This window comes from Dactylosporangium sp. McL0621, assembly GCF_049995355.1.
Classification (GTDB): Bacteria; Actinomycetota; Actinomycetes; order Mycobacteriales; family Micromonosporaceae; genus Dactylosporangium.
This window is the reverse complement of the sequence record NZ_CP188259.1, coordinates 4,220,893-4,233,287: the sequence shown is the minus strand read 5'-3', so window position 1 is coordinate 4,233,287 and position 12,395 is coordinate 4,220,893. Positions and strand designations below refer to the sequence as shown.

Annotated in this window: 10 protein-coding genes; 2 read left to right on the top strand and 8 right to left on the bottom strand. The window is 72.4% G+C overall.

What is annotated here, in order from left to right; translation table 11 throughout:
* Positions 1-2: 2 nt before the first annotated feature.
* Together ACPPVO_RS20065 and ACPPVO_RS20060 are read left to right on the top strand one after the other, a co-directional pair.
* On the top strand, positions 3-872 hold the full coding sequence (locus ACPPVO_RS20065; protein WP_426512724.1) for a hypothetical protein: 870 nt from the start codon (positions 3-5) through the stop codon (positions 870-872).
* A gap of 23 nt (positions 873-895) precedes the next feature.
* Positions 896-1,564 (top strand): TetR/AcrR family transcriptional regulator, encoded by a 669-nt coding sequence (locus ACPPVO_RS20060; protein ID WP_426512723.1) that lies wholly within the window; start codon positions 896-898, stop codon positions 1,562-1,564.
* A gap of 55 nt (positions 1,565-1,619) precedes the next feature.
* Here the strand turns inward: ACPPVO_RS20060 and ACPPVO_RS20055 are convergent, their stop codons facing one another.
* The 8 genes from ACPPVO_RS20055 to ACPPVO_RS20020 all read right to left on the bottom strand — a co-directional run bounded on the left by ACPPVO_RS20055 (position 1,620) and on the right by ACPPVO_RS20020 (position 12,375).
* A complete protein-coding gene (locus tag ACPPVO_RS20055; protein WP_426512722.1) occupies positions 1,620-2,621 on the bottom strand; it encodes a hypothetical protein in 1,002 nt (333 codons plus the stop codon).
* Positions 2,622-2,677: 56 nt separating this feature from the next.
* Positions 2,678-3,028, bottom strand: coding sequence for a PadR family transcriptional regulator (locus ACPPVO_RS20050; protein ID WP_426512721.1), 351 nt, complete (start codon positions 3,026-3,028; stop codon positions 2,678-2,680).
* A gap of 213 nt (positions 3,029-3,241) precedes the next feature.
* On the bottom strand, positions 3,242-3,916 hold the full coding sequence (locus ACPPVO_RS20045) for an HAD family hydrolase (protein WP_426512720.1): 675 nt from the start codon (positions 3,914-3,916) through the stop codon (positions 3,242-3,244).
* 130 nt (positions 3,917-4,046) lie between these two features.
* Positions 4,047-5,711 carry a cellulase family glycosylhydrolase gene (locus tag ACPPVO_RS20040; protein WP_426512719.1) on the bottom strand — a complete coding sequence of 555 codons (1,665 nt, stop codon included), beginning with the start codon at positions 5,709-5,711 and terminating at the stop codon, positions 4,047-4,049.
* A gap of 89 nt (positions 5,712-5,800) precedes the next feature.
* Positions 5,801-6,547, bottom strand: a complete 747-nt coding sequence (locus ACPPVO_RS20035) for a class I SAM-dependent methyltransferase (RefSeq protein ID WP_426512718.1) — start codon at positions 6,545-6,547, stop codon at positions 5,801-5,803.
* A 38-nt stretch (positions 6,548-6,585) separates the two neighbouring features.
* Positions 6,586-7,869: an Hsp70 family protein gene (locus ACPPVO_RS20030; RefSeq protein ID WP_426512717.1), complete on the bottom strand. Its 1,284-nt coding sequence runs from the start codon at positions 7,867-7,869 to the stop codon at positions 6,586-6,588.
* Between the two features lie 19 nt (positions 7,870-7,888).
* Positions 7,889-11,815 carry a molybdopterin-dependent oxidoreductase gene (locus tag ACPPVO_RS20025; RefSeq protein ID WP_426514658.1) on the bottom strand — a complete coding sequence of 1,309 codons (3,927 nt, stop codon included), beginning with the start codon at positions 11,813-11,815 and terminating at the stop codon, positions 7,889-7,891.
* Positions 11,816-11,979: 164 nt separating this feature from the next.
* Complete coding sequence (locus ACPPVO_RS20020; RefSeq protein ID WP_426514657.1) at positions 11,980-12,375, bottom strand: MerR family transcriptional regulator; 396 nt, start codon at positions 12,373-12,375, stop codon at positions 11,980-11,982.
* Between the last annotated feature and the right edge of the window lie 20 nt (positions 12,376-12,395).

Sequence of the window (12,395 nt, the reverse complement as noted above, 5' to 3'; positions counted from 1 at the left end):
GCATGACGATCCTGGATTCCACGGCTGCGCAGATTGGACGCCCGCGGATTGGACGCCCGTGGGCGGTCGCCGCAACGGCCGTCAGCTACGTGCTGGCGACACTGCTCGCTTCGTTCCTCGCCAATCCTGCGCACCCGAAGGCCTTCGCCGTGGTGCCGATCGTCCTGGCGATGATCACGGGGGCGGTCGGCGCGGTGACCATCGGCCCGCTCGCCCAGCGCCTGCCCATCCGGCTGCCGACTCGGTTGGCCGTGGTCACCATGCTGGTCTACCTGCTCATGACCGTGAGCAACGCGGTTGAGGCCCTGCTGTTCATCAAGGACGCTTCCGCGCTGATCCTGCTGACCGGAGCTGTCCTGGCCGTCGGCATAGCCGTTCCGGCCACGGTGCTGTGGCCGCCGCCGGAGACCGGCCGCAGCGTCCCCGCCGCGCTGCGCTCGACCCTGAACAGCCGGCCATGGTGGGCGTGGAGCTGGCGGTTCGTCGTTGCCAGTCTGGTCTGGGTGCCGGTGTACTTCGTGTTCGCCGCCGCCGACGCGCCGTTCGTGCATCGCTACTATGCCGAGCAGCACACACCGTTCGTGCGGCCCGACGACGGTCTGGTCGCATTGGCCGAACTTTCCCGCGGCGTTCTGCACGCGCTTGTGCTGGCCGTCCTGGCGGCCCTGCTGCTGCGCTCGCGGCGGTCGACATGGTGGTGGCTGGCCCTGGCCTTCGCGGTGCTCAACAGCTGGCTGCCACTGATTCAGCGTTCAGACTGGCCGTTGTATCTGCGCACCGCAAACCTCGTCGAGATCACCTGCGACGCCATAATCTACGGCGGCCTCGTCACGGTACTGCTCACAGCCCGGCGCGATAAAGATCGGCAATGAGCGATGCGGCATGATTGGAGGTCATGCCTGAGCGACCGACCCGCCGACTGCTCGCCGCCCCCGAGCGCGCCGCGAGCATCCTTACGGCGGCCGCCCGGGTGTTCGCTCGGCAGGGCTATGCGGCCACCACCGTCGATCAGGTGGCGGCCGAGGCGGGGGTGAGCAAGCTCATCGTGTACCGCCACTTCAACTCCAAACGTGAGCTGTATCTGGCCATCATCACGCAGGTACGGCAACGACTCGCGAACGTGCCCAGACCCACCGCCCCGGTCCAGCCCGAGGACGGCCTGGCCGCGATCCGTCACGCGACGGCGACGCTGGCCGCCACATTCGCCGTGGCTCGTGAGCTGCCCGACGCATTCCGGCTTCTGCATCGGCACGCTCCCCGGGAGCCCGAGTTCGCCGAGCACGCCGCCCTGCACGGCGGCACAGTGGAAGCCGAGGCGATGCTCGCCGGCATCGACGATCCGTTGATCCGGGGCTGGATGGCCCGGATCATCAGCAAGACCGTGGACGAGGCCTTCCTCGACTGGCTCGACGCCGGGGACCCTGACCGCGACGACGAGATGGTCGAGCGGGTCGCGTTCCTGCTGGGCGGCATGGTCGGCTCCGCCTGGGTCCGCGCCCGCGCACTCGGCCGACCGGTCGATCCGCCCAGCGACACGACACCACCCACCGCGACCTCCGCGTAGCAGGCCCACACCCACCCCATCTGCCGCGGATCAAGTACGGCGCAGGTGTCGTGGATTACGCGGAGTTTGACGGGGCGCCGCAGGTCGGGCAATGGGTCGTCTCGGCGGGCAGTGACCGGCCGCCGGCCGAGCGTCGATCCGTTGCGGCGAGGGTCAGGAGCAGCAGTGCCGGTCCTACGACGGCGACCACTACCCCAGCGGCGGCCATGGCTGACCATTCCGGAACGATCGGCCGGCCCGGGCCGGCGTTGTCGAGCATCGCACCGATCGGGTTCAGGGCGAGTATGCCGATCGGCGTGAGCAGGATCAGCAGCGCCCAGACACCGCGGGAGTCATGGCGGGCGGCCAGGGCAAGCGCGAGCAGCGTTGCGCCGATGAGCAACGTCGTCGCGGCGGCCGGCAATGCCACTACGGCGCACGGGTAGTAGTCGCCGTTGAAGCCCAGGCGCGGTTCGGTGGCCGCGGCAACCGGCACGGTCAACGCCGCGGCGGCGAGCGGCGCCAGCCGGACCCACCAGCGGTACCGTGCGGAGGCGCCGAGCGCGACCACACCGAGAACGACCTGGGGCAGCAGCACGCTCAGCGGTGGGCGGAGGATTCCGGTCAGCATCGCGGCCGGCAGGACGCCCGCGGTGACCAGCACGGCGAGGAGCACCGCGCGGCGAAACCACCGGCCGGGAGCGACGGCGTGCACGACGGCGGCCAGCAACCACAGCGCCCACGCCGCCACCCCGAGGGACAGGAACGGCCCGGTCTGCGCAGACCAGGGCGCTCTGGGTGCCAGCACCTCGAGGACCGCCCACCAGCTCGCGAACGCGCTGGTGGTCGTCAGCGCGAGCAGGCCGGCGAGCCGGAAGCCGACGCCGGGCGCGGTCCGCAGGCGCCGGCGCAGCCCACCGGCCGCGAGGTCGGCGATGTCGGCGGGCGAGGGTCTCCTGCGGCCGGGCGCGGCCAGGGCCAGATAGGTGTCCACCAGTTCCGAGCCACGCTTGCGCCGATCGTGGGCCGGATAGAACAGCGCCATCCAGCGCGCATAGCGCCGTTCGAGATCGGTCATCGCCGGGCGTCCCCGGTCATGCCCTTCCGGGCGGTCCGGCTGGCTTTCCGGCAGGCTCATGCGAATCCTCGGCTCGGGCGGGGCGCGGCCTTGGCGGCGCGCAGCCGGGTGGTTGCCGCCTTGACGTTGCGGCGCATGCGTTCGGTCTCGGCGGCCAGCACCTCGCCGCCCGGCTCGGTGAGCCGGTAGTAGCGGCGCAGCCGGCCGTCGACGATCTCCTCGTGGTCGACGCCCACCAGGCCCGCGTCGACCAGCCGGTCCAGCGCGCCGTACAGCGTGCCGGGCCGCAGCGAGATGCGGCCGTCGGACAGCCGGGCCACCTCGGCGATCAGGCCGTAGCCGTGCATCGGCTCGCCGGCGAGGGCGGTGAGGATCAGGAACGTGGGTTCACGCAGTGGGGTTTCCACGCGGACCAATATATCGGCTGCGAAGGTATGACGGAACATCGCCACCGCCTGTGACCTCGTCACGTCGGAGGAGCCTGCCATGGGGAACGCGACGTGGGGCGCCGGCCACCACACAGGCGGCGTCGACGATCACCGCCGCCGCCCAGTGGCCGTCGGAGGGGTCCAGACCGGCCGTGGGTTCGCCGAGGGACAGGATCTCCGGGTCGGCCGCCCTTACGGCACGGCCGGATCGGCGGCGCCGGCGCGCTCCAGCAATCCCGGGAGGTCGCGCATGTCGTGGAAGACGGTGGTGCCCGGACCCGCCAGGCGGTCCGCGGCGGTGAGCCCGCCGGCGTAGGCCAGGCAGGGCATGCCCGCGGCCCGGGCCGCCTGGGTGCCGTACCGGCTGTCCTCGACGACCACGCACGCCGCCGGTGGTACACCCAGGCTGTTCGCGGCGTGCAGGAACAGGTCGGGCGCCGGCTTGCCCCGGGCCACCTCGGTGGCGCTGAAGATCCGCCCGGCGAAGCGCTCGTACAGCCCGGCGTGGCCCAGGGTGTGCCGCAGCTTCTCGTGCGTGCCGCTGGAGGCCACGCACGTCGGCGTGGTGATGCGGTCCAGCGCCTCGACGACCCCGTCGACCGCGGTCAGCCCGGCGTCCACGGCCAGCCGGTGCTCGGCCTCGAACCGCTCCGTCCAGGCCGCGGCCGCGGCGGGGCCGAGCTGTGCCCCGATACTTTCGGCGATCGCCGCGTGGGAACGGCCGATGAACCGCTCGATCACCTCGTCCGCGGTCAGCGGCCAGCCGAGCCGCGCCAGGACGGCCACGTTGACCCGCACCGCAATACGTTCACTGTCGACCAGCACGCCGTCGCAGTCGAAGATGACGAGCTCCGCCTTGTTGATCATCGAGCCAGCATAGCCACGGGCACCCGAAGACCCGGCCCGGCCGACTGTCGCTGGTCGGCCGGGCCGGGGTTGTGCCGGGCCGGAGTTGTGCCGGGCCGGGGTTGTGCCGGGCCGCGGCCCGGAGCTCACCTCAGGCGGTGCAGGACACCGTCGGCGTGGCGTTCGTGCCGGTCCACGTGCCCGTGAAGCCGAAGGACGTGGTGCCGTTCGCGGGGATCGTGCCGTTGTACGCCATGTTCGTCACCGTCACCGCGGAGCCCGACGTCGTCAGGGTGCCGTTCCACAGCTGGGTGATGGCCTGGCCGTTGGCGTACGTCCACTTGACCGTCCACTTGGAGATGGCCGACGTGCCGGCCTTCACCGTCACCGCGACCTGGAAGCCGCCCGGCGAGCCCGGCCATTGGCTGGTGACCTCGTACGTGGCGGAGCAGGCGCCGTTGGTCGGTGGCGGCGACGACGAGGCCGGCGGGGACGACGGCGGGCGGGAGGACGGGGGCTGCGAGGACGGCGGGCGGGAGGTCGGGCCGCCGGTCGGGCCGCCGCCGCCCGCGGGCGGGTTCAGGTACGGGCCGACGATGTTCATCTTCGTCTGGTTCACGGTGTTCCAGTCGTCGCCGACGATGCCGCCGGTGTCGCCCGAGTCCGGGTTCCACGACCAGTACGTGAACGACATCCCGTTGGTGCCGCTGCCCATGTACGCCATCAGCTTCGTCAGCCACTGCGTGTCCAGCGGGTTCTGCAGGGTGCTGCCGAACTCGCCGACCAGCACCGGGGCGATGTTCTGCTTGTACAGGTAGCCCCAGAAGTGGTCCCACACGTCGGGCAGGTTGTTCGGGAAGTTCGGGTCCTTGAACCACGGCTGCCGGTCGTACACCGAGATGCCGTAGTCGTGCGCCGAGTACACCAGGCGGTTGGCCACGTTGAGCCGGACCGGGTACGTGCCCGCCTTGGACAGGTTGCCGCCCCACCAGTCGCACGCCATCGGGTCGTCCGGGACGTTGTCGTACACGTTCGGCGACCCGCCGTTGCCGTCGCAGCTGACGCCCTCGACGAAGATCAGCCAGTTGGGGTTCGTCTGCAGGACCGCGTTGCCGATGCGCTCGGCGGCCAGGCGCCAGTCCTTCGTGGTGTCGCCGCAGCCCCAGCAGGAGCCGGTGCCGTTGGGCTCGGTGCCGTCGGCGTGCGGCTCGTTGAACAGGTCCGCGCCGATGACCGTCGGGTTGTTCGCGTACCGCGACGCCAGCGACTGCCAGTCGGCGATCTCACTGGCCTCCGACGCTGCGGCGGTGTACCACAGGGCGGTCTGACCGGCGGCCGTGGGCCGGTGCCGGTCGAGGATGATGCGCATCCCCTTGCCGCCGGCGTAGTTGACGACCTTGTCCAGGATCTGCAGCGGGGACAGCCCGATGAGGTCCGGGTTGGTGTCGGTGTTGATGCTCGTGGCCGTCGCGCCGGCGCGCAGGGAGTCGCCGGTGTACGGCACCCGGATGGTGTTGAACCCGAGCTGGGCCATGTGGTCCAGCTGCTGGGTCCAGCTCGCCGGCTTGCCCGCCCACAGCCCGTGGAAGGTGTGGTTGTCGGTCTCCATGCCGAACCAGTTGATACCGGTGAGCCGGACCGTCGCGCCGGTCGAGTCGACGATCTTGTTGCCGCTGGTGTGCAGGTAACCGGTGCCGGTCCCGGCGGATGCGCTGCCGGCGCTGAACGTGACGGCGATCAGCGCACCGGCCGCGACCGCAGCCAGGGCCGCCGCACCGCCGACCGCTGTTCTCGTCCTGGAAGGTCTGAGGCCCATGCCCGCATCGTGAGCGCCGAAAACGATCGCCGTCAATCACGGACCGTCACGGACCACCGCTTACGTGCGGCGGCGGCTGAAACTTACGGTCACGACGACGCCAGCCGGTACACCGACACGTGCGAGCGCGACTCGCCGGTGAACTCGGCCCCGGACCAGTCGGCGTCGCGCGACTCGAGGGTGAACCCGGCCAGCTGTCCCATCAGGTCGAGCTCGGACGGCCAGATGTACCGGTGCGGGCTGCGCCCCAGCCGGGCGTGCCGGGTGCCGTCGAAGTCGAACGTGAAGTGGTGCGACACGATCCGCTGGTTGAGCACGTCGAACGTGTCCAGGCCCAGGTAGCCCGGCTCCGAGCCGAACACGACCGCGGTCTGCCCCGGCGGCAGCCGGCGCAGGTCCGGCACCTCCAGCTCGACGACGAACCGTCCGCCCGGCACGAGGTGGCGGGCCGCGTTGCGGAAACACGCGACCTGCTCCGGCTGGGTCAGCAGGTTCGAGATGGTGTTGAAAACCAGATAGACGAGGTTGTACTCGCCCGGCGCCGTCGCGTGCGCCATGTCGCCGACCACGACCGGGATCTCGGACTCCTCTGCCTTGGACCGCAGCCGCGCCAGCATCGGCCCCGACAGCTCGATCCCCGTCACCGGCACCCCCGCGGCGTGCAGCGGCACCGCAATGCGCCCGGTGCCGATCGCGAACTCCAGGGCCGCGCCACCGGCGGCGAGGGACGCGAGCCGGGCCACCGCCGGGTCGACGACCGCCGCGGCGAACATGCCCTCCCCCGGCGTGTCGTAGCGCTCGGCGGTGTCGTCGTCCCAGATCTCGTCCTGTCGCATGGCCTCGACCATTTCGGACCGCGGCGCCGGTTGTCCAGTCAATTGGGCCCGGGGAACACGGCGGTGTCCTCGCGCACGACGGTCGGCAGGTGGTCGGGGATGCGCCGGGCCGGGCCGAGGCCCGCGGCCCCCGGCTCCGCGGCCGGGAACAGCGTGATGTCGTGGAAGTGGCGCAGCCCGCGCTCGTCGCGCCGGCGGGACCACCGCTCGCCCGGGTGCTCGGCGTGGTCGGGGAGGCTCAGCCGGTACCGCCGCCGCAGCTCCTCGATCGTCGACGCCGTCGCACGCCAGGTCGTCGTCACGTGCCCGCCGCCGACGGCGTACGTGCGCTGCTCGTCCAGCATCAGCTCGGCCAGGCCCGCGGGCTCGCCGCCGGCCAGTAGCAGCGCCCCGGCCGTGACCGCGAACCGCGGGTGGCGCAGCACCAGCGGCTCCCCGCCGATCAGCCGGGCCACCAGCGGCGTCGCCGCCGCCCGCCCGGTCAGCAGCCACGGCACGCCGTCGCCGAGCCCGGCCGCGGCCAGCGCCGAACGCGCCGTCACGACCGTCGCGGCCAGGGCCGGGCGCAGCGCCGCCTCGAGCTCGCCGCGGGTCAGCAGCCCGGCGCCGGCGTTCAGCGGCTCCAGGGTCTCCTGCCGCGACAGCGCCTCCCGGGCCTCACGGGCGTTGTCCAGCAACAACATCCAGCCCCGCCGGTCGTGCGCCGGCTCGCCGAGCGCCTCGCGGAACCGGTCGGCGGCGAGCCGGTCGAGCACCAGCCCGCCGGTCGGGTTCGTGTCCGCCGCCACCACCTCGAACGCATCCCCGGCCCGCACCACGACCGCGGCCTCGAAACCGCCGGCGCCGAGGTGGTACACCAGCACCGCCCCGCCGTCGGGCACCTCCCGCCCGGGCAGCAGCGCGCAGTACGCGGCCGCGGCGACCGGCCGGGCCACCAGAGACGGCGTCGGCAGCCCGGCGGCGACGGCCGCGTCGGCGAGCGCCTGCCGCCGCGATTCGGGCCAGCTCGCCGGCACCGTGAGCACGACCCGCTCCGGGCGCGCGTCCCCGGCGATGCGGCGCAGCGTCTGCGCGGCGTCGCGGACCGCGGTCGGGCTGCGGCCCAGCTCGAGCTTCGGCGCGGGCCGGAACCAGTCGAAGTCGATCCGGGCCCGCCGCACCGCGTCGGCGCCGGTGACGTAGCCGGCCGCGTTGACCAGCACCGCCGACGGCAGCTCCTCGGGGCCGTCGACCCGCACCGGCGCCACCACCCCGTCGGCGCCGCACACCAGCGCCACCGTGGCGGCGGTGCCGTAGTCCACGACGAGCCACCGCACGCTCATCGGCCCACACTAATGCCATTCAGTACACGTCGCGCACGTACCGTTTCTCCGCCGCCAACTGCTTCACGTAGGCCGCCGCCGCGCCCTCGTCCATCCCGCCGTGCGCCGCCACGATCTCGCGCAGGGTCGCGTCCACGTCCTTCGCCATCCGGGTCGCGTCGCCGCACACGTAGAAGTGCGCCCCGTCGCGCAGCCACGACCACAGGTGCGCCCCGTGCTCACGCATCCGGTCCTGCACGTACACCTTCGCCCGCTGGTCCCGCGAGAACGCCACATCCAGCCGGGTCAGCACCCCGCCGTCCCGCAGCCGCTCCAGGTCCTCGGCGTAGTAGAAGTCCGTCGCCCGCCGCTGCTCGCCGAAGAACAGCCAGTTCGCCCCGCGCGCGCCCCGGGCCTGCCGCTCCTGCAGGAACGCCACGAACGGCGCCACCCCCGTCCCCGGCCCCACCATGATCATCGGCACAGTGTCGTCGGCCGGCGGCCGGAAGTGCGGCGACCGCTGCAGGAACACCCGCACCGGCGCGTCCGGGCCGGCATCGGCCAGATACGTCGAACAGACCCCCTTGCGCACCCGCCCGGCCCCGTTGTCGAAACGCACCACCGACACCGTCGTCGCCACCCGGGTCGGCGACAGCAAAGGCGACGACGAGATCGAGTACTGCCGCGGCTGCAACCGCTTCAGCACCCCCACCCACTCGTCCGCGTCCGCCTTGACCGCGTGCTCGGCGACGACATCGACGGCCTGCCGCCCCCAGGTGTACTTCGCCAGTTCCCCCTGGTTGTCCGGGCGCAGCAGCGTCCGCAGTGGACTGTCCGGGCCCCGGTCGGCGACGAAACGCATCAGATCCGGGGTGATCCGCGTGATGTCGAGCCGGTGCAGCAGCGCCTCCCGCAGCTCGACCTCCCCGCCGACGTCCACGATGGACACCGGGTCCAGCCCGGTCACCGCCAGCCACTCCTCGACCAGGTCGGCGCAGTTGACCGGCCACACGCCGAGCGCATCCCCGGCCGCGTACCCGAAGTCGGCGTCCACGTCGAAGACGAACTGCCGCACCTCCTTGGCCGACCCGGGCCGGCTCAGCAGCCGGTTGCCGCGCAGCGTCGCCGCCACCACGTCCCCGCGGCCCGCCTTGCGCGGCGCCGCCGCCGTCGCGGGACTGCGCAACGCCTGCAGCACCGCATCGAGCCAGCCGTGCGCCGCCGTCTCGAAGTCCGGCTCGCAGTCGACCCGCGCCGTCAGCGGCTGCGCCCCCAGCTCCGTCAGCCGCGCGTCCAGACGCCGGCCGTGCCCGCAGAAGTCCGCGTAGCTCGAGTCGCCGAACGCCAGCACCGCGTACCGCCGCCCGTCCAGCCGCGGCGCGTCACCCTGCAGCGAGTCCCAGAACGCCGCCCCGTTGTCCGGCGCGTCACCGTCGCCGAACGTGCTGGTGATGACCAGCAGGTCGTTGCGCCCGCCGAGCAGGTCCCCGGCCGCCACCGTCATCCCGCGCAGGTTCGCCCGCCAGCCCTCGTCGGCCAGCCGCCGCTCGACGTGCGCGGCGAACTCCTCCGCGTTGCCGGTCTGCGACGCCCACAGGATCTCGATCGTCCGCGCCGGGCTCTCGGCCGCCGCCGGCGCCCCCGGCCGGTGGTAGGAGCCGGCCAGGTACCCGTCCACCCACGCGCCCCGGCCCGCGTCGAACGGCGCCCCCGCCGGCAGCCGCGGCACGAACCCCGGCGCCGGCGGGTTGTGCTCCAGGGCCCGCAGGAAGCCGCCGAGGTACATCCGCTCGACCTCCGTGAACGGCGGCGGCCCGGAGTCCAGGGCGTCCACCGCGGGCCCGGCCGCGACCCGGGTCAGGCTCACCGCGCAGACCTTCAGCTCCGGCTGGAACGAGATCGGGTCCACCGCGTCCGACGTGACCGCGTTCACCGCGACATCGGCGCCGAACAGATCGCCCCAGTGGAACGGCGCGAAACAGTTCCCCGGCCGCACCCGGTCGGTGACCGTCGCCGGCAGCACCGCCCGGCCCCGCCGCGACGCCACCTCCACCGAGTCGCCGTCGACGACCCCGAGCCGCTGCGCATCCGCCGGGTGCAGCTCCACGAACGGGCCCGGGTTGAGCTTGTTGAGCTTCGCCACCTTGCCGGTCTTGGTCAGCGTGTGCCACTGGTGCTGCACCCGGCCGGTGTTGAGCAGGAACGGGAAGTCGTCGTCGGGCAGCTCCGCCGGGTCCAGATGCGGACGCGGGAAGAACACCGCCCGGCCGCTCGCCGTCGCGAACGTCAGGCGCGGCCCGGCGCCTTCGTTGCGGTACCGGATGGGATTGCGGCTCTTCGACCCCGGCGCGGCGGGCCACTGCACCGGCCCCTGCCGCAGCCGCGGGTAGTCCACCCCGCGCAGGTCATAGCCCGTCTGCGGGTTGTAGAAGCCGCGGATCTCGGCGAACACCTCCTCCGCCGACTCGTAGCGGAACGCGTCGCCGTAGCCCATCGCCACCGCGACCCGCGCGATCAGCTCCCAGTCCGCCAGCGCCTCCCCGGGCGCGTCGGCGACCGCCCCGACCAGCGTCAGGTTCCGCTCCGAGTTGATCATCACACCGTCGATCTCCGACCACATCGCGGCCGGCAGCACGACATCGGCGAAGGCGTTGGTCTCCGTCTCCGCGTAGGCGTCCTGGGTGATCACCAGCTCGGCCCGCTCCAGCCCGGCCACCACCGTCTTGCGGTTGCCGACCGACGCGACCGGGTTGGTGCAGATGATCCAGCACGCCTTCACCTCGCCGGCCGCCATGCGCTCGAACAGCTCGACGGTCCCCCGGCCGACGTCGGTGCGCAGCGTGCCCCCGGGCAGCCCCCAGGCCCGCTCCACGAACACCCGGTCGGCCTCCACCAGCACCGAGCGCTGCCCCGGCAGGCCCGGCCCCATGTACCCCATCTCCCGGCCGCCCATCGCGTTGGGCTGCCCGGTCAGCGAGAACGGCCCGCTGCCCGGCCGGCAGATCGCGCCCGTGGCCAGGTGCAGGTTCACCAGCGCGTTCGTGTTCCAGGTGCCGTGCGTGCTCTGGTTGAGCCCCATCGTCCAGCAGCTCATCCACTCCCCGGCGCCCGCGATGGCGTCCGCGGCCCGCCTGAGGTCGGCCTCCGGCACGCCGGTGATCTCCGCGACCCGCTCCGGCGCGTAGTCGGCCAGGAACGCCGGCATCGCCTCCCAGCCCTCGGTGTGCTCGGCGATGAACGCCTCGTCCACGTGCCCGCCGGCCACCAGCAGGTGCAGCAGCCCGTTGAGCAGCGCCAGGTCGGTGCCGGGCCGCACCGGCAGGAAGATGTCGGCCTTCTCGGCGGTCGCGGTGCGTCGCGGGTCGGCCACGATGAGCTTCGCGCCGGCCTTGATGCGGTCCAGCATGCGCAGGTACAGGATCGGATGGCAGTCGGCCATGTTGGAGCCGATCACGAAGAACAGGTCCGCGCGGTCGAAGTCGTCGTAGGAGCCCGGCGGCCCGTCGGCGCCGAGCGACAGCTTGTACCCGCTGCCCGCACTGGCCATGCACAGCCGCGAGTTGGACTCGATCTGGTTCGTGCGCACAAAACCCTTGGCGAGCTTGTTCGCCAGGTACTGCGCCTCGAGCGTCATCTGCCCCGACACGTAGAACGCCACCGCGTCCGGCCCGTGCTCGTCGATGATCGCCCGCAGCCGCGCCGCCGTGTACGCGATCGCCTCGTCCAGCTTCGCCGCGGCCCGCGGCTCGTCACGGCCCCGCCGCAGCTGCGCGCGCTCCAGCCGCCCGGGCCCGGCGAGCATCTCGGCGCTCGTGGCCCCCTTGGTGCAGAGCCGCCCGGCGTTGGCGGGGTGCTCCTTGTCGCCGAGCACCTTGAGCACGCGGCGGCGGCCGTCGGGGTCCGTCGCCACGTCGAGGACCATGCCGCAGCCGACCCCGCAGTAGGAACAGACCGTGCGGGTCTGCATCACGCGACGAACGTACAAACGCTCAGTTACGCACGTGTCACACCGACTTCTCTTCCTGAATTACGCCGAGCCCACATCGCCGCCTTTCACGCTGTGAAGACCCCTCACCGGCGGTCTTTCGGCCCGGCTTGTTCATGTCCACGTTATGTTGGCGTCCTAGGAAACTAGGATCTGAGCTCGGCGGTGGCGCGGTCCAGGCCGAGGTCCAGCTCGGAGCGGTACCAGCGGATCTTCTCCCGGATCCGGCCCTGCTCGTCGCGCAGGGCGGCGATCTTCGCCTCGATGTCGCGGTCGTGCTCCTCCAGCAGCTCGGCGCGCTCGGCGAACGTGTCGTCGCCGCCGCGGGCCAGCTCTGCGTAGCGCAGCATCCGGGCGATCGGCATGCCGGTGTCGCGCAGGCAGCGCAGAATCCCCAGCCAGTTCAGGTCGTCGTCGGTGAAGACGCGCTGGCCGCCGGCGTTGCGGTCCACGCTGTCGAGCAGGCCGATGCGCTCGTAGTACCGCAGCGTGTCGAGCGTGAACCCGGTCCGCTCGACCGCCTCTCGCGGGGTGTAGGTCATGCCCCAGTTGTACCGGTACA